The organism is Burkholderia sp. AU45388 (genome assembly GCF_030481585.1).
Taxonomy (GTDB): Bacteria; Pseudomonadota; Gammaproteobacteria; order Burkholderiales; family Burkholderiaceae; genus Burkholderia; species Burkholderia sola.
On the sequence record NZ_JAUJPV010000010.1, the window covers coordinates 61,355 to 87,523 of the forward strand.

General features: G+C 66.5%; 17 protein-coding genes and 1 pseudogene. 14 read left to right on the plus strand and 4 right to left on the minus strand.

Translation table 11 applies throughout. The features are described 5' to 3' along the window. Positions 1-82 precede the first annotated feature (82 nt). Together QZM72_RS17905 and QZM72_RS17910 are read left to right on the plus strand one after the other, a co-directional pair. A complete protein-coding gene (locus QZM72_RS17905; RefSeq protein ID WP_301738916.1) occupies positions 83-829 on the plus strand; it encodes a MipA/OmpV family protein in 747 nt (248 codons plus the stop codon). Between the two features lie 293 nt (positions 830-1,122). Then, complete coding sequence (locus tag QZM72_RS17910; protein ID WP_301738808.1) at positions 1,123-1,458, plus strand: hypothetical protein; 336 nt, start codon at positions 1,123-1,125, stop codon at positions 1,456-1,458. Between the two features lie 214 nt (positions 1,459-1,672). Here QZM72_RS17910 and QZM72_RS17915 read toward each other — a convergent pair whose 3' ends face one another. Together QZM72_RS17915 and QZM72_RS17920 are read right to left on the minus strand one after the other, a co-directional pair. Next, complete coding sequence (locus QZM72_RS17915) at positions 1,673-3,070, minus strand: hypothetical protein (protein WP_301738809.1); 1,398 nt, start codon at positions 3,068-3,070, stop codon at positions 1,673-1,675. Positions 3,071-3,107: 37 nt separating this feature from the next. After that, positions 3,108-3,371, minus strand: a complete 264-nt coding sequence (locus QZM72_RS17920) for a PAAR domain-containing protein (protein WP_089467184.1) — start codon at positions 3,369-3,371, stop codon at positions 3,108-3,110. 477 nt (positions 3,372-3,848) lie between these two features. Between QZM72_RS17920 and QZM72_RS17925 the strand changes: the two genes are divergently transcribed. From QZM72_RS17925 to QZM72_RS17975, 11 genes are all read left to right on the plus strand, one after another. Beyond that, on the plus strand, positions 3,849-6,644 hold the full coding sequence (locus QZM72_RS17925; RefSeq protein ID WP_301738811.1) for a type VI secretion system Vgr family protein: 2,796 nt from the start codon (positions 3,849-3,851) through the stop codon (positions 6,642-6,644). Positions 6,645-6,646: 2 nt separating this feature from the next. After that, positions 6,647-7,504, plus strand: coding sequence for a DUF4123 domain-containing protein (locus QZM72_RS17930; RefSeq protein WP_301738813.1), 858 nt, complete (start codon positions 6,647-6,649; stop codon positions 7,502-7,504). A gap of 84 nt (positions 7,505-7,588) precedes the next feature. Next, positions 7,589-8,197: a DUF3304 domain-containing protein gene (locus QZM72_RS17935; protein WP_301738814.1), complete on the plus strand. Its 609-nt coding sequence runs from the start codon at positions 7,589-7,591 to the stop codon at positions 8,195-8,197. Beyond that, positions 8,194-10,593: a DUF2235 domain-containing protein gene (locus QZM72_RS17940; protein WP_301738815.1), complete on the plus strand. Its 2,400-nt coding sequence runs from the start codon at positions 8,194-8,196 to the stop codon at positions 10,591-10,593. Before QZM72_RS17935 ends, QZM72_RS17940 begins: the two co-directional genes overlap by 4 nt. A 61-nt stretch (positions 10,594-10,654) precedes the next feature. Continuing rightward, on the plus strand, positions 10,655-14,356 hold the full coding sequence (locus tag QZM72_RS17945; RefSeq protein ID WP_301738816.1) for a type VI secretion system Vgr family protein: 3,702 nt from the start codon (positions 10,655-10,657) through the stop codon (positions 14,354-14,356). Beyond that, a complete protein-coding gene (locus QZM72_RS17950; RefSeq protein ID WP_301738817.1) occupies positions 14,353-15,279 on the plus strand; it encodes a hypothetical protein in 927 nt (308 codons plus the stop codon). Before QZM72_RS17945 ends, QZM72_RS17950 begins: the two co-directional genes overlap by 4 nt. Before the next feature lie 340 nt (positions 15,280-15,619). Beyond that, positions 15,620-18,427, plus strand: coding sequence for a type VI secretion system Vgr family protein (locus QZM72_RS17955; protein ID WP_301738818.1), 2,808 nt, complete (start codon positions 15,620-15,622; stop codon positions 18,425-18,427). 5 nt (positions 18,428-18,432) lie between these two features. Next, the gene (locus QZM72_RS17960; RefSeq protein ID WP_256979591.1) at positions 18,433-19,323 is read left to right on the plus strand and encodes a DUF4123 domain-containing protein; all 891 of its coding nucleotides are present in this window, start codon (positions 18,433-18,435) and stop codon (positions 19,321-19,323) included. Beyond that, positions 19,320-19,694 carry a DUF805 domain-containing protein gene (locus tag QZM72_RS17965; protein WP_089467193.1) on the plus strand — a complete coding sequence of 125 codons (375 nt, stop codon included), beginning with the start codon at positions 19,320-19,322 and terminating at the stop codon, positions 19,692-19,694. The genes QZM72_RS17960 and QZM72_RS17965 overlap by 4 nt, the downstream gene beginning before the upstream one ends. Before the next feature lie 8 nt (positions 19,695-19,702). Beyond that, positions 19,703-20,182, plus strand: coding sequence for a hypothetical protein (locus QZM72_RS17970; protein ID WP_301738819.1), 480 nt, complete (start codon positions 19,703-19,705; stop codon positions 20,180-20,182). Positions 20,183-20,187: 5 nt separating this feature from the next. After that, complete coding sequence (locus tag QZM72_RS17975; protein ID WP_301738820.1) at positions 20,188-22,311, plus strand: DUF2235 domain-containing protein; 2,124 nt, start codon at positions 20,188-20,190, stop codon at positions 22,309-22,311. 63 nt (positions 22,312-22,374) lie between these two features. Here the strand turns inward: QZM72_RS17975 and QZM72_RS17980 are convergent, their stop codons facing one another. Both QZM72_RS17980 and QZM72_RS17985 read right to left on the minus strand, forming a co-directional pair. Next, on the minus strand, positions 22,375-23,601 hold the full coding sequence (locus tag QZM72_RS17980) for a transglycosylase SLT domain-containing protein (RefSeq protein ID WP_301738822.1): 1,227 nt from the start codon (positions 23,599-23,601) through the stop codon (positions 22,375-22,377). A 402-nt stretch (positions 23,602-24,003) separates the two neighbouring features. Then, the gene (locus QZM72_RS17985; protein WP_301738823.1) at positions 24,004-25,164 is read right to left on the minus strand and encodes a porin; all 1,161 of its coding nucleotides are present in this window, start codon (positions 25,162-25,164) and stop codon (positions 24,004-24,006) included. 88 nt (positions 25,165-25,252) lie between these two features. Here QZM72_RS17985 and QZM72_RS17990 point away from each other — a divergent pair. After that, positions 25,253-25,871: pseudogene (locus QZM72_RS17990) on the plus strand (zinc ribbon domain-containing protein). The last annotated feature ends 298 nt before the right edge of the window (positions 25,872-26,169 follow it).

Genomic DNA, 26,169 nt, shown 5'->3' on the forward strand with positions numbered 1-26,169 from the left:
CGCGGGGCGGCACCTAGACTGCGGGCTTCGTCACTCATATCTCGATATTGTGCGCCCCTCCCTTCGCCGCTACCGCTATTGCATGCCGCTCGCCGGCCTGACCCTCGCCGCCGCCGCCCACGCGGAAAACCAGTATTCGTTGTCGCTCGGCGGCGGGTTCGCACCGCGCTACCAGGGCAGCAAACAGTATCGCGGCGTCGTTGCGCCGTCGTTTTCCGCCACGTTCGGCAATGGCTTCTTCGTCGACAGCACGCAGGGCGCCGGCTACCGGCTGGACCTGCCGCACGGGGCGTTCGTGTCGGCGGCGGTGAACTACGACGCGGGCCGCGCGGACGAGAACCGCTTCGACCTGCCGGGCTCCGACTACCTGAAGGGGATGGGCCGGATTCCGGGCTCGGTGCTCGTCGGCGTGCGCGCCGGCGTCACGCTCTTCAACGCGGCGGAACTGAGCGTCACGATCGATACGCCGGCGACGCACACGTCGCGCGGCGTGGCGGGGCACGTGGATCTCGCGGTGCCGGTGCTCAAGACGTCGCAGCACGAGATCATCGTGACGGGCACCGTGCACGCGGGCTCGGGACGCTACATGCAGACCTTCTACGGCGTGACCGACGCGCAGTCGATGACGAGCCGGTTCCGGCCGTATTCGGTGAGCGGCGGGATCGACAGCGCGTCGATGGCGGTTGCATGGAACTGGACGCTGTCGCGGCACTGGTCGGTGCTCGCGACCGGCGGCGTGACGCGACTGCTGGGCCGCGCGGGCGACAGCCCGATCGTGCAGTCGCGCAGCAACTACTACGGCATCGCGGGCGTGACGTACACGTTCTGAGCGCATTGCCGACGCGGGCCGGTGCGCGCGGCGCGCACACGATGCGTCGGCGTCGGCGTCGGCGTCGCGCCGTCGCGGCGAACCGCGTGCGGTAACATGCGGGCGGGTTCGGCGTCAGGCCGGGCCTGCGACGCAGGGGCGCCGAGGCGGCTCGGCCGGGTCGCGAAAGGCCGCCATGCGAGGGCCGGCTCGGCAGGAAGCGGCCGGCAGCGTGCGGAATCGATCATGCATGCGATGCCCGGTCTTGCACGAATGCCGCACGGCGACCGCCGGGCCGCTTCAGGGAGAAACCGATGAAGAATACGATCGCGATGCTCGTTGCACTCGTTGCGGGTGCAACCTTTGCAGGATGTGCGGACATGGACACGAAGCACCGTAACGCCACCGCCGGCGGCGAGGCGAGGGCCCCTTTGCAGTCCGGCGGCGCGCAGGTATGCAAGGCGGACGCCACGCCGGACGATGCGCTGGTCGGCAAGACCGAGACCGATGCGGCCGCGCTGCTCGACGGCTGCCTGTGGCGCGTGCTCGAGCGCGACGGGAAATCGTTGCCGGGCACGATGGATTACCGGGAGGAGCGCCGCAATCTCGGCATTCGCGACGGGAAAGTGATCTGGGTGCGGCGCGGGTGAGGCATCCGGCCGCCGACGGAAATCCGTTGCGGCTCGTGCCGCCTCCGCGAGTGCGGCTATTGCGGGCATGCACGTCGCGCGGCCGATCGTCGGCAGCACGCGTCGCGATTCATCGCCGCGGGCCGCGGTATCGGCAGCCGCGGCGCCCGGGCGCCTCGATACCGGAGTAGACCGCGGCTCGCGCGACGCGTGACGCACCGCGCTGGCCGGTGCGTCACGCGTCGACCGCTCCGGATTGCGGCACCGATGCCGTGGTGTCGACCGTCATCGCCGGCGTGACGAGCATCACGCCACGTGCGAGCGGGTCGCTGACCGATGCCGCCAATACCGCTTGTCCTTCCTCTGTCGCGCGATCGGCGGCGACGGCCAGCGCAGCGAGCGCGAGCGCCGCGCCGCTTGCCCCGTTGGCGAGCCCGAGGTGGCGGCTGCGCTCGGCGGCATCATCGCCCCAGATCTGCTCGCCGGCCGTCACGACTTCGGTGCGGCGGCTGCTGCGTTGATCGGCGTCGGTGACGAATCCGGATGCCGACAGGCCGGGGCGTAACGTCGACAAGCGCGTACCCGCCGCCGCAAGCAACTGTTCGAGCGTCGTCGCTTCGGCCTTGCCGTGATCGGCGGAACCCGCGCGGTGCGCGGCCGCGAGCCGGTGGATCGACGGGACGGACATCGCATGCGGTGTGTCGGGATGGCCGAGCAGCAATGCACATGCGCCTTCGCCGGGCATCACGCCGTTCGGCCGATCCCGGCCGTAGAGCCGGCCCGCGCGATCGAGCGCGTCGACTGCGTCCTGGCTCGCAGTGGAGTCGAGCGCGAGGACGACGTGCCGCTCGCCGGACGGTTGCAGGTGCAACGCCTGGATCAGTTCGTCGACCACTGCCCATGCTTGTACGGGATCGGCGACCGTGCGCAGTTGCGCAGGGACGATGCCCGGCGCGACGGCTTCCCGCGCCGCGTGTGCATCGAGCCATGCGGCGAGCGTGGCGGCGACCGGTTGCCAGCGCTCCGGCATCAGCAGATGGAGCCTGAGCGGCGGCGCGTCGGCGGCCGCGCCGGACAACACGGCATGACGCTCGCGCAATTCGTCGAGTGCGTCGGCGGCCAACAGCAGCCCGCGCCAATGCTCGTCCTGCAGCGTTTCCCGCGCGTCGGGCGCAAGCAGGCTTGTATCGAACCGGTCGAGCGACACCGATTCGACGGTGCTCGCGAATACGCCGGTTCCGTCCGGACGTTGCAGTTCGGGATGAAGCGCGACGGAACGCTCTTCCCGGGCCGCCGCATCGATGTCTGCGGTCGTCGCCCCCGTCGGCAGCCTCACGCTGCTGTCGAGCAGCAGGGCCGACCACGTGTGCGACGTCGGATCCTGCGCGGCAGAGGCGTCCGCCGATGCGGGCGAACCCGGCGGTGCGGTGGCCGCGAGCGCCGGATGCGGGCCGAGCCCCCGGCGCAGCCATGCCACGCAGACGGCGAGGGCCGCCGGCAGCACGAGCCCGCACAGCACCAGCTCCCGGGTAGTGGGCGCATGCCGGGTCGTTTTCCACCAGACGAACACGGCGATCCACACCGCGACGAACAGCGCGGCGACGAATGCGGTCTTGCGCAATCGCATGATCATTTCCGTCGATTCTCCCCGTGACTTGCGGCGTCGTATATCAATTGCCGTCGCCGCCCGCCGTCCGGCTGGCGACCAGTACGGCGCCGCAGGCCGTCTTGTAGCCATCGCGCGCGACGCCTTCGCCCTGCACGATCATCGTGTCGTCGCCGTCGACGATGTAATTCGGGCCGTGGATCGGACACGTCACCGTGTCGTTGCGGCGCGCGATGCCGCGGCCGTCGACCGACGACAGCGTGGACGCGCTGGTCACGGTGCCGCCATGGCTGTGCTTGTCCCCAAGGACGATGAAGGGTTTGGTCATCCGGATAGGCCTCCTGGCTGGAATCAGCGACGATGCATCGCGGCTTCGCCGCCGGGTGCGGGAGAGAGTCGCGTCTATCATCGACAACGTTTTTCGAATCGATTTCGGCTGAATGGGGTATTTATCACCTTTCGGTAATAATTGCTTTTTTCGATTCGGCCGTAATGTAGCTTTCGAACCGAAGGCCGTCATTATCGGGCGTGATGCCGGCACGTCAAGGGCTGCATTTTAAATCTAGGTCTGTTTGCCTATGGCGAAGCCCAACGGCGTAATCTAGAATAGTAAGCTTTGAATAGGGGGCGCATCACCCGATCCAACTGGCGCACGTTCAGCCAGACAGCGGGCGGTGTCGCGGGGCTCCCGCGCGTGACGCGCCGGTTCGGCATGGCGCGCGCGATGCCGGCAATCGTGCATCATCCCGTGTTCGTCGCAGCAATATCCATTTAAAAACGTCAAATCCTGAGAGAGCGGGGCCGCATGAGCGTCATCACGGAATTTGCGTCTCTTTTTGGCGCATTCAATCGCCTGTATTCGCTGGACGGAGCGGGCGCGCTTGCCGCATTTCAAATCGAGCGCTGGACCGGCCGCGAATCGCTCTCCGATCTCTTCGAATGGAACGTCGATGCGTTGTCGACGGATCCTGCACTGGATCTCGACGCGATGCTCGGGCAGCGTGTTGCGATTCGCACCACGCTCGCGAACGGCACGACGACGCTGCGCAGCGGTCTCGTCGCCGAGGCCGAATGCCGGGGTTACGACGCAGGTCTCGCTCGCTACCATCTCCGGGTCGTGCCGTGGCTCGCCGCACTCACGCATGCGCGCGACGAGCGAACCTTCGTGAACCAGACGCTTGCCGACGTGCTCGACACGGTGTTCGCACCGTACGCCGAGATCGCGCGGTGGCGCCTCACGCCGGATGCCAGCCGGCGTCTCGATGCGCTGGGCCCCGCTGCGTATCGCGTGCAGTACCGAACCCATACGCACTACGAATTCGTGCAGCATCTGCTGGCCGAGGCCGGCCTCGGCTTCTGTTTCGTCGAAGACGAGGACGCGCCTGCCGGGCACGCGATGCTGGTCTTCGACGACAGTGCGCAACTGGCCGAGGACGATACGTCCGCGCGACGCGGCGGCGTGCCGCGCCGCTCGAGCGGGACGGCGACCGGCACCGACGACGTGATCCTCGGGATCGGGCAGTCGCTGTCGCTGACCGCCGATCGCATCACGCTGATCAGCAGCGACTATCGCGTGAACCGGGCGACTACCGCGAGTACGACGCTCGGCCGGCCGGACGGCGCGCGCGAGCTCTACGACGACGTCGGGCCGGAGGCGTTCGACAGCTTGCGCGAAGCGGAAGATACGGTGCGGCGCCAGGCCGATGCGATCGTGTCGCGCGCCAGTTTCTGGACCGGCTACGGCACGCTGCGCACGGCGCGCGCAGGACGGGCGTTGAAACTCGTCGATGCCGGCTGGCAGCCCGTGCGCGGCGCCGCGGCGCCCGCGGATTTTCTGCTGACGCGCGTCGAGCACGTCGGGATCAACAATCTGCCCTCGACCGTCATGGAAGCCATCGAACGGCAACTCGGGCCGTTGCCGGCGGCGGCGCTCGATCCGCGCGTGGTTCGGCAAGCGAAGGCCGGCGGTTATGCGAACCGGTTCGATGCGGTGCCGCGAACGCAGGTCTGGCGGCCCACGCTGGCCGACGGAACCGGGCAGCGACTCAATCCGGTGCCGACGGCGCTCGGCGCGCAGACGGCGATCGTCGTCGGGCCGGCCGGCGACGCACGGCCCGGTTCGACGGGACCGGTGCATGCCGATGCGCAGGGGCGGTTGCGCGTTCGCTTCCACTGGCAGGCGCAGGACGACGCGGGTACGTATCCGACGCGCGCCATACAACGGCTCGCGAGCGATGGGCATGGCCTTCAGCAGGTGCCGCGCATCGGCCATGAAGTCCTCGTGCAGTTTCACCACGGGCTGATCCACCGGCCGATCGTGCTCGGCGGCCTGTTCAATGGCCGCGGCGAAGGCGGCGAGTCGCCTTCGCCGGGCGGGGCGGCCGGCAAGCCGCTCGACGCGTCGATCTACACGCAGGCAGGCGATCATGCGCCGAGCGCGCAGGGCAATCTGGCAAGCGGGCTGAGCCCTGCGTGGCATGGCGCCGGCGGCGGCACGGATCGCCACAATCACGCCGGCGCGCTGTCGGGCTTCAAGAGCCAGGGGTTCGACGGGCAAGGCTACAACCAGCTCGTCGCCGACGATTCCGACGGCATGGGGCGCCTGCAGATGGCGACCACGCACGCGGCCACGCAATTGAACCTCGGTCATCTGCGTCATCAGGCGGACAACTATCTCGGCAGTTTTCGTGGCCAGGGCGTCGAATTGCGCTCGGACGCGTACGGTGCGATGCGTGCGACGCGCGGCCTGCTGGTGTCGAGCTATGCGCCCGCCGGTGCCGCGCAGCCGGCGGGCGATGCGTCCGCGCTGCAGGCGCTGCTCGCGCGGCACACCGCCTTGGTTCGGCGATTCGACCAGACGGCCGATACGCATGGGACGCTGCCGTTCGCCGCGCAGCGCGGCGTGGAGCAGGCGGGCCAGTCGTCGCTGAACGGCAGCGCCGCGCCGCTCGATGCGCTTGCGCAGAGCTTCGCGACGACGGTCGGCGCGAACGGTTACACGCAGGCGTCGGCCGACGCCGCACGGCGATCGACGGGCAACGCATTGCCGCACACGGGCGACGCCGTGCTCGGCATTGAGGCACGGGGCGGGCACGGGCTGGTTGCAGGCCAGGCGCTGCAATGGGCGGCCGGCGAAACGCTGTCGCTCGGCAGCGGCGGCGACTTCAATCTCGCCGCTGCGCAGCAACTGCGTATTCACAGCGGGCAGGGCATCGGCTGGCTGGCCGGCGCGAGCCATGCAGAGGGTGTCGGCATCGGCATGATCGCCGGCAAGGACGGCCTGACGCTGCAGGCGCAGCGCGACGTGCTGGGCCTGCGCGCGCGCGACGATCTGAAGCTCGCGTCCGCGAGCGCGGACGTCGAGATCGCCGCGAAGAAGACCGTGCATCTCGCGGTGAGCGGGGGAGCGCACGTGACGATCGAAGGGGGCGACGTCACGTTCGGTTGTCCCGGCAAATTCGTCGTGTATGCCGCGCAGCATGCATTCGTCGGCCCTGATCAACTGAATACGCCGTTGCCGCAGTTTCCCGAGAAGGTATGTGTCGAATGCCTGCTGCACGCGATGCAGTCGGGCAGCGCACTCGCGGGCAAGGCGATCTGAGCATGACGATCGAGACGATCGACTGGATCGACCGCTATCCCGACGACACGCCGGGCCGGCTGAATGCGCTCTTCGAGCGCGTGCCGGACGACGGCCGCTGGCATCTGCTGCTCGACATGGGTTTCGCGCCGGCGTTGCGTGACCGGATGCCCGCGGTCGAGCGCGACGATGCCGTCGTCGTGTTGTGCGAAGGGGTGTACGACGGCGACGACCTGCTGGCGATTTCGCCGTGCCTCGTGCCGTTGCCGGCGGGCGCGGCGGCGCGCCGGGCGATGCTGGAGACCGTGCTGCGCGAGACGTCCGGACGACCGATGGTGAGCCTGCTGCATGGCGCGCGCGATACGGCCGCGCTTGCCGCGCATCTGCGCGGACAGATGGAGGCGAGTGCGGCGGCCGACGGCGAAGCGTTTCTGGTGCGTCTTGCCGATACGCGTTGCCTGCCCGCGTGGCTCGCGGCGCTGACGCCCGCCCAGCGCCGCCGCTTCACGGACGGCATCGACGCGTGGCACGTGTTCGATCGCACCGGGGCGCTCGTCGCGCTCGACTTCGACGCCGTGGGCGAAGCGGCTGGCGGGGAGGCGGCCGGCGGGCGCAGCGGCGAGCCATACGTGCTCGACGACGAACAGATCGAACGGCTTCGACAGGCCGCGAAGATCGACACGCTGATTTTTCATGTTCGCCAGCGTCCGGAGAGTTTCGGCCGTCTGGTGGCCACGCCGTCGCAAGCTCATGCGTGTGTGAGCGCGGCGTGGGCGCGGCACGACGGTCTCCCTGCGGCGGCGTCGCGAGCCGCGCTCGATGCACTCGTGGCGGCCGGGTATCTGGTGACGGAGCTCGCGCCGGCGACGTCGTCCGCATAGAACGATGCGGGGTTGCGTGCATGCGACAGGGCACGTGGTTGATAGCGATCCACGCCGCACGGCGTCGGACAAGAGGATGAAAAGATGAGTTTGAATGCCGGTTCCACGACGTTTGCCGCTCGGCTGCTGATGTTCATGGCCATCCTGCTCGGGACGGCCGGATGCTCGCGCGCGACCGACGCGTCGGGTGCGGCCGGGGCGTCGGGCGGTGCGTCGAGCGTCGCCGGTGCGGCGGCCGCATCCGGCACGATGGGACTGAAGCTGAATGCGCTCAACTACACCGACGTTCCGATCGGCGCGTTCTACGTCGACGGCACCTGGGGCGGGACGGTGCCGGCGCGCATCGGCAGCGGCGGCGGCGCGATCATCTGCTGCGTCGCGTTGCCGAAACAATGGCATCCGGGGCTGACCGTCAATCTGCAGTGGCGGAACGACGACCTGTACAGGAAGGATCCGAAGGCGCTTGCGAGCCGGGTCGTACCGGTCGAGCGCTACGACACGTTCTCCGACGGCTTCCTGTGGGTCCTGTTCTTTCCGCACGATCGAATCAAGGTCTATGCGTCTCAATGGATGCCCGGCTACCGCGGCTTCCCTGAAAATCTCCAGGCGCCCGACGAAGCGTGCCCCGGGAACTTTACGTTGCGCAACAGCGATCCGCAGTGCCCGAATCCCGACAAGAGGATCACGCAATGAGTTTTCGCTTCGCGAGCGCCGACCGGCCTGACGTCGGCGTCGTCACCCGGGAGGAGCAGGACGCGATCATGCGCCGGCTGCACGACGACGACGGGATGAGTTGCTGCAAGACGCTGCATGTCGGCATCTTCTTCGACGGCACGCGCAACAACGCCGACCGCGATCGCGCGGGCGGCAAGCACAGCAACGTCGCGCGGCTGTTCGACGTGTTTCCCCGCGACAAGTATCACAGTGCCATTTACGTGGCCGGCGTCGGCACGCCGTTTGTCGACGAGATCGGCGACCAGGGCGTCGGGCTGCAGGCCGCGGCCGGCGCCGCGACGGGATGGGCCGGCGAGGGGCGCATCAACTGGGCGCTGCTGCAGATCCACAACGTCGTGCATGCGCACGCGTTCGGCAATTCGCTGTCCGCGGCGCTTGGCAAGAGCGACAAGGAACTCGCGAAGGCCGTCAGCGTCGACCTCAATTTCAAGGGCATCGATCTCGGCGGCACGCCGCCCAAGCCGGGCAGTCTCGGCGACATCAACGCGCGCGGCAGTTCGAGTGTCGGTGCGCTCAGGCTGATGGCCGCCGAGCAGAACGGGATCGAACTGACGTGGGATCGCGACACGATCTGGGCGCAGCTCAAGGGCGAAGTCGATACGGCGAACTGGACCGCGACGATGCGCGCGTGGGACGAGAAACGCCGTGTCGCATTGCGGGCCCGGTGCGCACAGATGAAGGCGCGCGTCGGCGATCTGCTGGTGAAGGGCAAGCCGAAACTGCAGCGCATCCGCCTGTACGTGTTCGGTTTTTCGCGCGGGGCGGCGGAGGCCCGCACGTTCTCGAACTGGCTGGCCGATGCGCTGGACCCCGATTTCAGCCTGTGCGGCGTGCCCGTGTCGTACGACTTTCTCGGCATCTTCGATACGGTCGCGTCGGTCGGCATCGCGCAAAGCACGGCCGCGACGCTGTTCGACGGGCATGGCGGCTGGGGGCGCAAGGAACTGATGGGCGTGCCGCACTACGTGCGCCGCTGCGTCCATATGGTCGCAGCCCACGAGCCGCGCGGATCGTTCCCGCTCGACCTGATCGATGCGTCGCGGGACGGGCATGAGGAGATCGTCTATCCGGGCGTGCATTCGGACGTCGGCGGCGGTTACGGGCCGGGCGAGCAGGGGCGCGGCACGGGCGACGCGGACAAGCTGTCGCAGGTGCCGCTGCTCGACATGTATCGCGAAGCGCGCAAGGCCGGTGTTCCACTCGACATCAAGGGGCCCGGTGTCGCTGCCGAAGCGGCGGCGGCATTCGCGATTTCTCCCGCGCTCAAGCGCGCGTTTTCCGCCTATGTGAGCACGAGCGCCGACTATTACTACGCGAAGGAGCACGGCACGCCGGGCCTGATGCGCGCGCACTACGGGCTTTACCTGCGCTGGCGCAGGATGCGGCTCGACAATCTGCGTTCGCAACCGTCGTTTCTCGCCGCCAAGGCTGCCTATCCGCAGGATGCCGTCGATCTCGACAGCGCGAACGAGGAACTGCGGCTCGAATGGCGCGACCTGCTCGAATGCGAGAAAGAAGGCGGACCGACCGTGGGCCGGTACGCGGGCAACGCGGTCAGCCGCAAGATCACGCAGAACCCGAAGGCGGCGGCCGTCATTTCGCCGGCCGTCCTGCCGATCGCCGCGGGCCTGCAGTCCGCGCTTCCGCTCGTCGGCCCGCTGGTGCGCGCGAGCGCCAAGCGCGCCGAGGATTTCTTCCAGTTGCAGCTCGACGAGAAATGGAAGCAGTGGCTCGAGGTGCGGGGCGACTGGAACATGGGGCCGCCGGAAGCCCCGATCAGCGCGCTGTACGACAACTTCATGCATGACTCGCGCGCATGGTTCAAGCCGCTGGGCGACGACGACGACGTGTGGAACCACAACCAGATCAAAGCGCTGAAAACCCGCCAGGCCGAGTTCGAGCGCCAGCACGCCGAGTGGAAGAAGCGCCAGCAACTCGGCGTGCCGGGACCGTCGCAGATCATGCAGATGATGGGGGCCGGTGCGCTCGGGCTCGGGCCGGCCGCCAACGTCGCGCCGGAGCCCGAACCGCGTTCGCCGCTGACCGCGCGGCAGGTCGGCATCCTGAAACGTTACGACGCCGCGCAGCAGGCTGCACAGAAAGCCCGCGCGGCCCGGGATGCCACCGCGCCGACCGACAGCGCCGTGTTGACCGACCCGAAAGTCACCGGTGGTCTCGCGCTGCAGGATTCGGGACGCGAGTTTTCGTTCGTCTGGGGCTACCTGCGCTGGCGCACCGTCTACGTGAACGGCGTGCGCTGGGACGCGCCCCATGTGCCGAGCGTACAGGAAGACATGGAGGCGATGCGTCAGCAGATGCAGCGCAACGTCGACATGAGCAAGCTGTTCCGATGAACCGATTGGATACGAACCCGCCGGCGCGACACGCATTCGCGCGCGATTGCCGAGAAACGACATGGATCTAGTTGCCGCATTAACGGGGTACGGGCAAGCGACCCGTCATATCCAGATCGATACCGCGATGCCGGGCGCCTTCGTGGTCGAGCGCTTTCACGGTCGTGAAGGGATCAGCGAATCGTTCCGGTTCGAGATCGACGTGTTGTCGAGCGAGCCGTTTCTCGATCTCGCGCCGCTGATCGGCAGCGCCGTGCGGCTGCGTCTCGCGACGGCGGCGGGCGAACGATGCTGGAACGGCTACGTCACGCATGCCGCTTATGCGGAGAGTGACGGCGAGTTCACACGCTATCGGCTCACGATGGAATCGTGGCTCGCGCTGCTGCAGCTGCGCCGCAATTGCTTGTATTTCGTCGATCTCGATGCCGAGGGTATCTGCGAGCGCGTGTTCGGCGACTATCCGGAAGCGCATTGGCGCTGTGAACGCGTCGAGCCGCTGCGATCGTTTCGCTTGCGCGGCCAGTATCGCGAAACGGATCTCGATTTCGTGTTGCGGCAGTTGTCCGAGGCCGGGCTGTCGTTTCGCATCGAGCACGAGCAGGACGCAGGGAAGGCGCCGTCGGGCGACCATACCGTCGTCGTGTTCGACCGCCATGCGCGGCTGCCCGACGGCAGCGCCATCGCATTCAATGCGCAGGACGTCGGCGATCCGGACGGCGTGATGACGCAATTCTCCGATCGGCGTCAGCTCGTGCCGGATCGCGTGGTGGCGACGAGCTGGAAAGCCAGCGAACTTCATGCGCTTGCCGGCCATGCGCAACAGCCCGCGGACGCCGACGCGCCGCTGCTGCCGGTGCGGGAGATCTACGACGGCCAGCGCGCCGGCCGCTTCGACACGAGCGGCGATGCGCAGCGTTATGCCGAACAGCGTCTCGACGCGCTGCAGCTCGCGAAACGGGTCTACCGTGGCGGCGGCTCGTCGCGCACGCTCGAGACCGGCAAGGTCCATACGCTGAACGACTATCTGGGCGGCACCGTGCGATTCGTGCCGCTGTCGATCGAGCACGAGGCCGTGAACAACCTCGGCGCGCAGATCGGGCAGCTGTTCGGACGCGGCGAGCTCGACAAGGGTCTTTATCGCAACCGCTTCGTCGCGGTGCCGGAGGGCACGCCGATCGTGCCGCCGTTCCGCGACCGGCCGACGGTGTACGGGGTGCAGACCGCGATCGTCGTCGGCGAGCCGGGTGGGCGCGTCAGCAGCACGCGCGATCACCAGGTCCGCATCCAGTTTCCGTGGATGCGCGGTGCCGCGCCGCTGCCGGGCGGGCTGACGGATACGGCGAGCCGGTCCAATCCGGCCGGCCACGCGCCGGGTGATCACCGTTCCGGCATTCTGGTTCGCGTCGCCGAACAGGCGGCCGGGCCGAATTTCGGTCACGCGTTTGCGCCGCGCGTGGGGGCGGAAGTGGTGGTCGGTTTCGAGTCGGGCAACATCGATGCGCCGGTCGTGCTCGGCCAGGTGTACGGCGGGCGCGTGCGTCCGCCGTTCTCCGCGGGCGAAGGCAGCGACGCGAACCATTCAGGAACACTGACGGGCCTGCAGACGCAAACCCTCGATGGGCAACCCGGCAGCCGGTGGGTGATGGACGATGCGGCCGGACAACTGCGTCACGAGCTGAGCAATTCCACTGCCGACACGCGTCTTGCGCAGGGCTATCTGATCGACCAGCAGGGCACGATGCGCGGCGCCTATCGCGGTGAAGGCTTCGAACTGACGACGCAGGGCTGGGGTGTGGTGCGGGCCGGCGCGGGCGTGCTGATGTCGAGTACCGCGCGCCGGCTCGGCGCATCGACGCAGATGGATGTCGCCGAACGCGTGGAGCAATTGAAGGACGCGGCGAAAACGGCGCAGGAACTCGACACCGCGGCGACGGGTGCGCAGGCGGTCGGCCTGAGCGCGAACAAGACGCAGACGGATTTCCTCAAGGCGATCGATCCTGCACAGGACGGCAAGTATGCGGGCAGCGTGGGCGGCCAGAGCGCGACCAAGCCGACCGGGACGCAGCGCGACGGCGGCGACCCCGTCGAGCGATTCGCGACGCCCGCGGTGCTGATGGAGTCGCCGGAGAACATCGTGGTGACGACGCCGGACAGCGCGGTGTCGTATGCGGCGCAGCACGTTCATCTGACGTCGCAGGGCGATGCACACGTCGGCGCCGGTGCGACGGTAGCCGCGGCGACGGGCGATGCGATGAGCCTGTACAGCGTGGCCGGCGGGCTCAAGGCGATCGCGGGCGAAGGGCCGGTGAGCGTCGAGGCGCACGCGTCGACGATGGAGATTCTCGCCGACCAGACCGTGCGCGTGACGTCGACCGACGAGCGCGTCGACGTGCTCGCGCAGGACGCGATCGTGCTGCAGCAGGGGCCGAACCGGATCACGTTGAAGGGCGGCGACATCATCGTCGAGACGCCGGGGCAGTTCGCGGTGAAGGCGGGCGGGCATCCGTTCCCGGGGCCGCGCGCGACGAGCGTGAAGCTGCCGGCGCTGCCGGTGTTGCCGCAGGGCGATCCGTGCGATTTTCTCGTGCAGGCGCTGGCGGCGAGTCCGGCGGGGCGGGGGGCGGTGGCGGGGGGCGGAAGTTTGGCGGGTGCGGCGAGTTCGATCGCCGGTACGACGCTACCGACAGCGGGCGGTGCCGTCGGCGCGGCGCAGGCATTTTTCCGTGCACCCGGTCAGCCGTTGCCCGCGCCTTCCGTCGCTGCATCCACGGCGGCGGAGGGGAGATCGGGTCCCTCGCTCGGTTATTCGACGCCGCCACCTGTGTCCAGCGAGCTGGAGGGCATGCCAAAAAAAGGTCCGGCTGCACAAAGTGGACCGTGCAATCTTCACGTTCCCGCGATCAAGAAGGAGGAGCACACCATCAGTATGGGGTCTGCCGACTATTATCAGACAGATGAGAGCGGCAATCCCCGATTGAAGGATGGAAAACCCAACTGGCTTCAATATGCGGCATCGACCGGGACGTACGATATCGGCTATGCACCTGCGACGGCGACGTTGACGGCAACCGTCCGTATCAAGGTTCATTTGAAGGATCAATACTGGATCAACCAGGGGCGTGTCCATATGGATCCGTCGACGGGCAAGCCGTTTTCGGTGCCGTACAACAGCGACGGCATACGGGACGGCTTGATCATCAGGGTAGTGGACCGACCCGGGGGTCTTGCTGCCGTGTCGGGCTTCAAGAAGCGCATCGAGGAAGGACTGAACCGGGGGAATTACTCGATGCAGCCGAAGGCGTGTCCGCTCGGCAAGGCATGTACATGCAAGGTCAAGGTGAAACTTGAAGTCGAACTCGTTCAAACCGGGAGATGCCATGCCGAGATCAATCTCTTTCCCAAGGTAACGCGGGCGAACTCGGCGAATTGGGGGGAGGTGCAAGTCGAGTGGGACGACGAACAGAGGCGGTATGTCCCAACGTCGACACAGCACGCGATCGTGCATGAGACCGGGCATTTGTTCGGTTGGCCGGATGAGTACTTTCTGGGCGGCGGCGCTGTGTTCGGAAAGTACATCAATTCACAGCATCTGGTCGATCTGAAAATGGCGCAACTTGTCGACAACTGGCAGCGAACGACCCAGACGAACTTGATGGGGGCCGGAATGCTCACGGAAAAGCCGGTAATTCCGAAGTACTACATGTATGGCTTCCGTGACTGGTTCAATGAAAAAACCGGAATTGACTGGGAAGTTCTGAAATGATGCGTCTTTTCCTTTTTTTTGCAGTGTCGGTGATTTCTTTCGGAGTGGTGGATATGGCGCTCGCACAAGATCGCGCGGATTATTTCGAGATTCGTAGTGGACAGGGGCAGTTCAATCCGTCGCCATCGATGATCTTCACCACCGACGGCCGGACGGTGTCGTATTTTTCGCGTGGACGAGATATTGATCCGATGCCGCCGTCGGGTTACTTCGGAATCGGGAAATATACGGCGGAACTTACGGGAGCGTATCGCCAGCATGTCGATATGGTGAAGGCGACGTTGAGCAGCAGGACGATCCCCCAGATCCGTGCAATCAATCGGGGGCCCGTGCTCGTGTATTCGTTTGACAAGGACGGACACCACTACGAGGGCACGTACAACTACCAGTTCGACGATCAATTCAACGACAATCTTTCGGTGCTTTATGACCTTGCCCACGATCTGCTGGCGCACGGCAGGCCCGAGATCAATCTTCATCCGGAATTTTCAGTGCGATCCACGGCGGAACATCTTGTCGTCGATATGACGTTCGCGAACGACGGCAAGCAGGACGTGACGGTCGACGGTCCGGATCATTGGTCGCCGGATTTGGCGCGTCCCGATTTGCAATATGTACAGATCGGCGGCGGCAGCGACCACGTTCGATTCCGCATCAGGCTTGTCAGCAAATATCTAAGCGACGCATCGCGTCGTTATCGGCGCGAAATCATCGTCAAGCCGGGCCAGTCCGAGCGGATCGAATTTCTCGTGCCGTATGCGGATTTGACCTATGGCGCCGATTCGGCAATGCGGAGCGTCGAGGCTGGCAACTACGTTTTCGTCGGCAAGATGAACCTCGACATCCTTCATCCGCATGAAATGGACGGGCGGTTCTTTACGCCGATGGACCGGCTGGAAAACGTGAAACTGACGAGGGAGTGATCCAGACGTGATGCAGGCTACACGCATCGTCGTCCGACATTGTCGATTCGCTCCAACTCAATCGCATGCCGGTCGAACTCGAATTCAGGCGGTGAGGGCGGCGCGGGCGCGCATCGATGGAATGGACGTCTGGACAAACAATCTTATGATCCCGAGTCGGCAATATGTCGAAGTCGAGCGGCGCAACGGCGCGGGAGCGGCGTGATGCTGATCGACGTTTCCCCGTGTGAGGTGCCGATCGGGATATGGGCACCATGCCGCCGGCGAAGTATACGGGCATCGAAAAATACACGGCAGAACTGATTTGAGACATAGCCCAGCGAATCCCGAACCAAACATCATGTCGACCCAATCCGATCTCATCCAGGCATTCTTCCGCGGCTGGTCGCAGCACGACCGGTTCCTGTGGCTGACCACGCCGCTCGGCGCGGACAAACTCGTCGCGGAGAGCCTGCAAGGATGGGAGTCGCTCGATCGCGGCGGCTTCCGGTTCCAGGTCACCGCGCTGACCGAGCGCCCCGACGTGCCGCTCGACAAGCTGATCGGTGCATCGATCCTCGTCGAATGGCAGCTCGCGGACGGGCAGGACGCACGGCGCCCGTTCCACGGCCACGTGACGGCTGCGGAACTCGTCGGCTACAACGGCGGGCTCGCACGCGTGCGGCTCGTCGTCGAACCGTGGCTCGCGCTGCTGCATCAGCGCGTCGACAGCTACAACTTCGTGAACGCGAGCGTGGTCGAGATCAGCGAGCAGATCTTCGCGCACTACGCGCGTGGCGCGATCGCGCCGGCATGGCGCTGGGCGCTCGCCGACCCGGCGAAATATGCGAACCGCAGCCTGACTGCACAAGCCGGCGAATCGGACTTCGCGTTTCTCGAACGACTGTGGGCGGAAGAGGGCATCTTCTACTGGTTCGAACACGAAGGCGATGCGCACTCGGCGGACCTTGGCAAGCACACGCTCGTCCTCGCCGATACGAACCAGCGCTTCGCCCCGGCCGAACCCGAAGTCGTCGGTTTCCATCAGACGAGCGACGGCGATCCGCGCGGCGGCATCCGGCAATTCATGAATGCGCGCCGCTGGCGCATCGGCAGCGTCGCGCGCGCAAGCTGGGATTATCGAAGCCTGTCGACCCGTGCGTCCGGCGTGCGCGCGAGCGGCGCGGTCGCGCCGGGCGAGGATCGCGATGTCGCCGGCCCGTACGCGTTCCAGACCGCCGCGATCGGCGATCAGCGCGCGCAACAGCAACTCGATGCGCAGCGCGTGGCGGCGCTGCAGACCGAAGGCAGCGGCACGCGTCGCGATTTGCGGCCGGGGCTGCACTTCGCGATGTCGCAGCATCCGTCGCTCGATCCATCGCGCGCGTTCGTGTGCCTGCGCGTCGAGCACGACGCGCGCGCGAACGTGAGCGCCGACGTGCACGGCGCGATCGCGCAACGGCTGGGCGCGATTCCGCCGATGCTTGATGCCGCACCCGGCGAGCTGGGCGGCGCGCAGGCGCTGCACGCGGCATTCGACGCCGCGACGCACGCTGGCGGCGCGCTGGTAGACGGCGACGAGGTGTACCGGAACCGCTTCGCCGCGCTGCCGTTCGACCAGGCTTACCGGCCGTTGGCGCCGAACGGGCATGGCGCACGCGTGCATCCGGTCGCGGTGATGCCGGGTGCCCAGACGAGCATCGTGGTCGGCGCGGGCGATCCGGTTCATACCGAACGCGATCACCGGATCCGGATCCAGCATCATGCGCAGCGCGGGCAGAATTCCGCGAGTCGCGACGAACATCCGCGCGCGGCGAACGCGCCGGCCGATCGCGGCGCGGGCACCTGGACGCGCATGGTGACACCGGTCGGCGGCGACAACTGGGGCGGGGTGAGCGTGCCGCGCGTCGGTCAGGAAGTCTGGACCGAATGGCTGGAAGGCCAGCCCGACCGGCCGGTTGCGGTCGCCGCGCTATACAACGGGCAAGGCAACGCGGACGCGCAGCACAATGCGCTGGCGGGCGGCCCGAGCGGCAGCACGGCCAATGCGGCGGCCTGGTTTGCCGGCAACGACCACGCGGCCGTGCTGACCGGCTTCAAGACGCAGGACCTGAGTGCGAGTCAGACCGGTGCGGGTGGCTCTCGACAATTCATGCTGGACGATACGGCTGGGCAGTCGAGTGCGCGCCTTTATACGACCGATCACGGCAGCGGCCTGACGCTCGGACACATCAAGCAGGTGCAGGACAACCGGCGTCTGGCCGATCGCGGCTACGGCGCCGAACTGTCGACGCAGGCAGCCGCCGCGCTGCGCGCCGGCGCCGGCTTGCTGATCAGCACGGCGCCCGGCGTGAACCAGATGGACGCGAGTGCGGCGAGCCAGGTGCTCGCGCAGCAACGCGAGATGCTGCAGGGGCTCGCGAGCTTCGCGCGCAAGCAGGGGGCGGAGCCGGGCACGCGCACGGCGCAGCCCGGTGGTGTCGCGACTGTCGGCGACACGACATCGCCGCTCGCGGCGATCGAGGGCCTGCGGCAAAGCCAGGTGTCGCTCGGCGCAACGCGCGAAGGCAGCGGCGCGGGCGGTGCCGGCGGCGGCGGCGCGGTTGCGTGGCAGCATCCGCATCTCGTCGCGCACGGCGCGGCCGGCGTCGCCGCGCTGACGGCGCAAAGCCACGTGTGGACGTCGGGCGCGCAAACCGTGCTGAGCGCCGGACGCGACGTGCAGGTCACGGTCCAGGGCAAGTCGAGCATCGTCGCGAAGGAAGGCATCGCGCTGTACACGCACGGCACCCCGGGCGGCAGCCGCCCCGTGCCGGCCGCCGGGATTGCGCTTCATGCCGCGACGGGCGCCGTCACCGTGCAGGCGCAGAACGCCGGGACGCTCGACGCCGGTGCGCAGCGTACGGTGACTGTATCGAGCGCGCAGGCAAGTGTCGCGCTGCAGTCGCCGAAGCGGCTGCTGCTGACGGCGGCCAACGCGTTCCTGAAGATGGAGGGCAACGACATCGTGATCGGCGCGCCGGGCAAGGCGACGTTCCATGCGGCCCAGCACACGCTGACCGGCCCGCGATCCGCGAACGTCCAGTTGCCGTCGATGAACAAGCCCGCATGCGTCGAATGCATGCGGGATCTCGCGCATCGCCACGAAGCGATCGCCACGCGCGGATGACGACGATGACTGCGCTGCTCCAGACATGGGAAACGACGGCGGCCGCCGAGCATGCTGCGTTTCCGGATGCCCATCGCTATCTGTTGGCCGATGCGTCGCAGTTGCCGCTCAACGCGGCGCCCTGGCGCGAGTTGATTGCGCAAGGACAGGTTCACAACGTGCTCGCTGGCCAGCCCGAGGCGACCAGCCCGGAGGTCTGCGCGCTGGTGTGCGACTATCGTGCACCGCACGTGCCGGCGCTGCTCGAACGGCAGCTCGCGCGGCGGCCGTTCGCGTTTCTGTCGCTGGTCAGCGTGTATCCGCTCGATGAACTCGTGCCGAAACTCGGCGTCAGGACGCGCGTGACGCTGCCCGACGATCGCGACGGGCTGCTGCGGTTCTACGACGCGGCAGTGTTTCAGATGCTGGCGGGCGCGCTGTCCGAGTCGCGCTATCAGGCGCTGTTGTCGCCGTGCGTGTCGTGGACCTGGGTGCGTCGCGACGGCACCGTCGGTACGGTGCGGCATCCGCGCCGGCACGAACGGATCTTCTATCCACGTGTGGATGCCCGCGAGCTCGACGCGTTGCGGCACGAGAGCCGGCCTGACGCCGTGCTCGCCGAATTGCGACGCAACGGCCGGATCCCCGTCGACGCGGATCCGTTCGAAACCTATGCGAGCATGCGCAGCCTGTTCGGGTTGCTGGACGCACAGGGGCTGCACGATGACCGGCTCGCCTACCGGATCGGTGCGACGCTGGCGATGTACGCCCACGTGCGGCTCGACGACGCGATCGTCGCCGACTGCATCGCCGCGCATCGGAACGATCACGATGCGTTATGCGAAGCACTGCTCGACCATCTGATCGAGCACGACGATGCTGCGAGTGTCGACACGGAACCGGAGGCGCGGCGATGAACGTGGCCGCCCTGTTTTCATTCCGCGGCCGGGCCGGGCGCTTGGAATGGTGGTGCGTGACCGTGCCGTTGCTGCTCGCCGGCTCCGCGCTCGACGCGCTCGCCGATCTGCCCGCCGCGCAGCGGGCCCGGACGTTCGTCGATGTCGTCGGCTGGGCATTCGCGATCGTGATGATCTGGATGCTCGTCGCGGTGTCGGTGCGGCGGTGGCACGACCTCGGCAAGTCGGGATGGTGGACGCTTCTTCATGCGATCCCGGTCGGAGGCGCATTCATCGCCATTGCGATGAACGGGTTCTATCGCGGGGATGACGCGCGCAACCGGTTCGGTCCGCCATCGCCGGACGCAGGCAACAACGACGCAAGTTTGTGAGGGTATCGATGAAATTCAGAGCAGGGATGCACGTTTTGGCGCTGATCGGGCTGACGGTGCTCGCCGCATGCGGCAAGCACGGTGTCGATGCGTCGGCGGAGCCGCATAACGTGTGCGTCACCGGATACAACGAGTACGGTCGCAAGCTGCACGAATTCTGGCTCGACAACGAGCACAAGTCGGGATGCTTCGGCAATCCGTCGGCACGCGAGGACGGCGAGGCATTCGGCGGCGGCGGCGGCTTTGCCTGCGGCTGCAAGGTCACGCCGGGGCAGAAGGTGAAGCTGTTCTGGGAATTCGCGCAGCCGCTGGACGACATTCAGCGCGGCATCCAGCCCGAGCGCAAGACGATCGACGTGACCATTCCTCAGCCGGAATCGCCGACGTCGCGCTATCTGCGTGTGTATTTCCGCAAGAACGGCACGGCAGAGTTGCAGTGGGTCGACGACATGAATGCGCCCGAACTCAAACCGACGCAGGAGAAGTAAGTGCCATGGCCGAAATCAACCTGAAGAAGGACGCCGTCTCCGCGGAGACGGACCGCGTCAAGGCGGAGGCCGAGCAGATGTGTCCCGCATGCGAACACATGCTGTGGGTCAGCTTCTATTTCGACGGATTCGGCTTCGGCGAGAAGGACGGTCCGCGCACCAATATCCTGAAGCTGTTCAACGCCGCGTACGACAAGAAGAACAAGAACATGCGGCGCTTCTACTATCCGGGGCTCGGCGCCGATTTCGACCCCGAGGCCGGTGTGCTGAGCGAGGTCCTGAAGGACAAGGCGACGGATACGATCAGCGAGAAGGCCGGCGACAAGCTCAAGGAGCAGACGGTCGACAAGGCCAAGGAAAAGGCGCAGAAGGCCGCCGAGGATGCGTGGAAGCAGAGCGGCAAGATCAGCAATCCTACGTTCGGAAATCGTGTGAGCGACACGTTCGATACGCTGGTCGGCAAGACGAAAGACGGCTTGGGCGACGCGCGCAAGCGGATCGAGCGCGCGATCGAGCGGCCCGGGTCGGAAAAGAATCGCGCACTGCGCTATCTGCGGCACGAATGGAAAGGCTTCTGGCGCGACGTCGTCAAGTATCCGTACCGGATTCCGAAAACCGTGCTGAAGGAGGTCGGCAAGGAAACGCTGGGCGCGGCGGCCGAGTCGTTCCAGCTCTCGCGCGATACGAAGCTGGGCGCCGCACTGTTCAATACGGGCGTGGATACGCGCCTGAAGGCGGCGGAAGAGGATTTCAAGGCGGCGGTGGCCGGCGCGAAGCAGGCCGGCACGGTGAACAAGATCCATGTCGCGATCTTCGGCTACGACATGGGCGGCGGCCTTGCGCTCGCTTTCGCCAAGCAATTGCTCGACGAGGTCGCCAAGGGCGGAAAATACGACGGCGTTCAGGTCAAGATCAAGTTCATGGGGCTGTTCGATTGCGTGACGAACCGCTTCGACGACAACCTGCTGACGGGCTACATCCCGCTGAGCAACGCGGTGTCGTCGGACCTGATCCTGTCGCCGGACATCGAGAAATGCGTGCACTATGCGGCCGCCCACGAACTGCGCGTGTACAAGCCGCTGACGATGCTCGGTGTCGACCCGTCCGACATGCGTGGTCGGCGGCAGGAGCGCCTGTTTCCCGGCGCGCAGGTGGACGTGGGCGGCGGCGCGATCGAGGGCGAGGACGGCATTTCCGACAAGCTGGCGCGCGTGCCGCTCGAGATGATGTACCACCGCGCGTACGGCGCGGGCATTCCGATGCCGAGCCTGACCGCGCTGGCGAACGAGGACGGTGCGCTGTATCAGCAGATCGTCGCGCCGCCGGAGATCCAGAATTTCCAGCTCGACTACCGGCTGGCCGTCAAGAAACTCGTGGCGACGACACGCGAGATTCCGCCGCTCACGCCACTGGGTACAGGCATCGGCTATCCGTCGGCGACGCTCAAGCCGTCGATCGGGCCGCTCGATTTCCTCAATCCGAAACCCGTGCCCGACATGACGGACGGTTGCCGCGTGCCCGATCCGGCGCCGCCTCGCCCGATCGTCGTGACCGACCTGCCGAAGGACATCCAGGGCGAGCTCAAGGGCCATATGGTCGTGTATATCCAGTGGCTGCGCATGTGGTACGACCAGGCCGAGAATCGCGCGGCCGCGGCGCAGCGCAAGCCGGGCTGGCTCGGCGGCGCGGCCAATCCGCTGGCGTACGGACGTTACGAGAAGCTGGTGCGCGAGATCGATTTCCAGAAGCAGCACGGTACGCGCCCGGGATACGGGTTCGATGGCAAGCAGGCAATGAAGCAGCTCGGCGGCGAGTTGCCACCGTCGATATTCAACACCGACCCGCAGGCGCAGGCGCTCTTCTGGCTCTGGAATAATCCGGGCGAGCGCCTGCCTCAGGTCGAGGCGATGTATCCGCTGTTCGTGAAGCACGTGCACGACAGCATGGCCGAGAGCGACGTCGAGTCGGTGTGGAGCCACCTCGTGTCGATCAAGAACTACATGAACACGCGGGCGATGCAGAAAATCGCGACCGCACCCGACAAGTCGTTCCTGGACCGTGTCGCGGACGTGTACCAATCGCTGGTATCGACCGTATCGGCACCGTCAGGCACGACGGTCGTTCGATAGTCCGGTCGTTCGGTAGTCCGCCTCTCGCCGACACCGGCTGCCGATAGGCAGCCTGCCCGTGCGTCACTGCGAGATGTACCAGAGCGCGTCCGCGCTGGCGCGCGACGGCTGGGCGGCCGCGGCCGGTGCTTGAGCCGGCGCGGGCGGCGGCGTGTTCGACGTGATGGCCGTCGGCAGTGTGGCGGGAATATTCGCGGTCGAGGGCGAGGCCGCCGCCGTTCCCGACGTCGACGGCGTATTCACGTACCACAGCGCGTCGGCCGACGCGGTGCGTTTCGCTGCCGTATCGGGCGCGGTGTTCGTCGCCGCATTCATCGCCGTCCTGGCCGATTTCTTCGATGCCGAAGTCGAGGCCCCGGCCTTCGCCGTCCCCGCCATCCCGTCCTGCGCGGTCATGCCTGCGGCCGCGGCACTGCGCTGCGCGCGCGCTTCGAACGGCCCGAGCTGGAAGATCAACGTTTGCGCGGGACGCGTCACGACGGCATACGGAAACTGCAGCTCCCACGACATCAGCACGCGCCCGGCCGACGTCTCGGTGAAGATCGCCGGCACGTGCTTCATGTCGCTGAACTGCACGTAGACCCGCGCGCCGTCGTCGAACACCTGGGTCGGCTTGGCCTGGTCGGCGCCGGTGACCGTCCATCCGAAGTTGTACGTGCCGGCCGGGCCGGCGGGGCCGCCCTGCGGCGACGGAGGCGGCGAGGCCGGCGATAGCGTGCGTGCGCGCGTGACGGGCGGCGCCGACACGCTCAGGCTCGCGAACGGGTTGTACGTCTGCGCCTGTTGCGGCGGCGTAAAGGACGGTGGAAGGATGGGCATGGGAGTATCCGGCGAATCCGGCATGGTCCGGATTGCATCATAGACCTTGCGCGCATACGCGAGGCGCTTGTCGGGCGATGCGGAGTTGTACGCGCCGATCGCGTTCCAGGTGGGGCCGAGCTGGCGGATGTTCTGCGACAGGATCCACGCGCCGACATACGCGTTCGTGCAGGCATCGAACAGGCTTTCCCGCGTGATCCCTTCGCGCGCGAGCGTCGGCAGCCACGTGCTGTTGATCTGCATCAGCCCGATGTCGACCGTGCCGTTGGTGTTCGTGTTCATCGCATTCGGATTCATCCCCGACTCGATCTGCGCGATGCCGCGCATCAGGGCGACGCTGACGTGCTGGAACGCGGCCGCGTCGTCCAGGCAATCGGCCCGTGCGACGCCGGAGAGCGCGCAGGAAAGCGCGATCGTCGAGGCGAGGGTCAGCGTGTTGCGGCTGAGCGGGCGAGTGGTATGACGCGGCATGGCAGGATGGGGCGGAATCCGGGCGCCCGGTGCAAGGAAATTACGCAGACGCGAAGTGTGCCATAGCAGGCGGGCAAATGGCTCGTGTCAAACTTTCCTTTGCATTTTCCCGTGCGGGTGCCGCGCATTTTTATCGCACCGGATCACGGTTCGAGGCGATCGCGAATCGGTAAAAATGGCCGGCATTGGCGCGAATGCCGATGCAATGGCGGGGACGGAAACCTGACGTATTACGTCAGGTACGCGATGAAACCGGCGATGATCCCGCGAAACGGAAAATCGCCGGGCAGCCGTTGGCCGGGCGAAAGAAAGCGATGAAAAACGGCGGCCGAAGCCGCCGTCTGCGCAATGCGGATGCGACCGGCCGCGCGGCGCGCGGCAGGCCCTCTCCCGGTAGCGCCGTCAGAAACGGTGACGCAGCCCGAGGTTGACCATCGTCTGCGAGCTCGTGCCCGCGTAACCGTACGAACCGATCGACGCCTGCGCGGCCATCGAGCCGCCGTTGCCGTCGCCGGTCTGGCCGCTTGCGTGCTGGTACGCGGCGGTCAGGTACACGTCGGTGCGCTTGGACAGGTTGTAGTCGGCGCCGGCCGATACCTGATGATAGGTCGCCGACGTGTCGCCGCCCGAGCGCGTGTAGCTGTAGCCGACGCCGACGAGCAGCGCGTTCGTCGCCTGGTAGTTCACGAAGCCTTGCCCCGTGTTGTAGTGCTCGTTCGAGCCGAACACGGAGCTTGCGTCGCGGCGGTACTGCGCGTTGCTGTAGCCGACGCCGAACGTGAACGGGCCGGCGACGTACTGGCCGGCGATGCGTGCGATGCCGAACGCGTGCGCGCTCGCATAGCCGCTGTTGATCGGGCCGTCGAACGTGCCGTCCGACGAACTGGTCCAGCCGTTGCGCACGCCGTTCGACGCGGGGCTGTTGGTCGCGTGGAAGTAGCCGCCCGCGACGCTGAACGGCCCGTTGTTGTACGACACGGCGGCCGAGTACGACTGCGCGGCGCCGGTGCTGCCGGCGATGCCGCCGAACGAATACATCGCCGCGAACTGCAGGCCCGAATAGACGGCCGACGTGTACTTCACCGCGTTGTCGACGCGGAAGCTGTTGTCGTAGTTGTCCACGTCGCCCGGCGTCGCGAACGCGCTGCCCAGGTAGTTGTCGGCGGTGATGCCCTGCACGAGGTCGACGAGCGGATCGTACTGGCGGCCGAACGTGAGCGTGCCGTAGCGGTTGCTCGTCAGGCCGATGAAGGCCTGACGGCCGAACAGGCGGTTGCCCTGGCCTTGTCGACCGTTGCTCGGGTCGAAGCCGTTCTCCAACTGGAACAGCGCCTTCAGCCCGCCACCGAGATCCTCGGTGCCTTTCACGCCCCAGCGGCTGCCGGCGAGATTGCCCGCGCTGCTGTTGCCGAGCATCCATGCGTTGTCCTTGCCTTGTGCGTGGTTCACATAGGTGATCGACGTGTCGATCACGCCGTACAGCGTGACGCTCGACTGCGCGTGCGCGACGGGCATCGCCGCCAACGACGCGAGGGCAATCATCGAGAGGGCCGTGCGTTTCATCAGTTGCTCCGAGAAACCCCGTCCTTCAGGACCGGGAGGAAAGGAGCGCGGCTGTTTGACAGCGGCATTCCACCGTTAAATGGCCGGCATGATCCTTGTCTATCGCTACCGGGTGAAATCGCTCAACGGGCTGCTCAACAAGCAGAGCCGTGCGGTGAACTACGTCTGGAACTTCTGCAACGACACGCAGAAGCACGCGCTCAACTGGGGCAAGAAGTGGCCTACAGGATTCGACTTGAATGTGCTCACGACCGGCAGCAGCAAGGAACTCGGTATTCACTCCGGCACGGTCAACGCGACGTGCGAGCAATATGCGAAGTCGCGCAGTCAGCACCGTCGGCCCTACCTGCGCTATCGCGGCAGGAAATCGCTGGGCTGGCAACGTATCTGCCGTCAAACTTGCCAGAACCAGGATGGCGAAAAGCGTCTACGACGCATCCTGGTCGTCCTTCCGAAACAAGCTCCGCTACAAAGCGATCGCGCACGGAGCCACGTTCGAGGAAGTCGACGAAAGCGGTTCTACCCAGTCCTGTTCGGCGTGCGGGTCGCAAGCCAGCACGACGCGGCCGAAAGGTATCGCGGGACTGAGAATAAGAGAATGGGCCTGCAGTGACCGTGGTGTCGAGCATGAGCGAGATATCAACGCTGCGCTGAACATTCTCCGATGCGGACGTGCATCGCCAGGTGAGGGAATCCTCCGCCTTTAGGCTGGCGTAGGAGGACGTCAATTCATCTCCTTTGCGCATAGGTGTGGGTTCGTGATCCGGAAGGGCAGGAGACTACAGAGCCGCACTGAACGGCAAAAGTGAAATTCTTCGTTGTGGCCTGATGTAGACAGCGATGTTTCCCGGAATTCACCATTGAGGGATCGGGATTGTTGATAAACGCGTATCAATGGGTTGCCATTCCGCCGGTTTTTCAGTGGGCTTTGCGCACGTCGTGATAATTCGGCGTGTTTTGCGGGTGAACTACCGCGATCTCGATATTGTTTTCGATCCGTCAAAT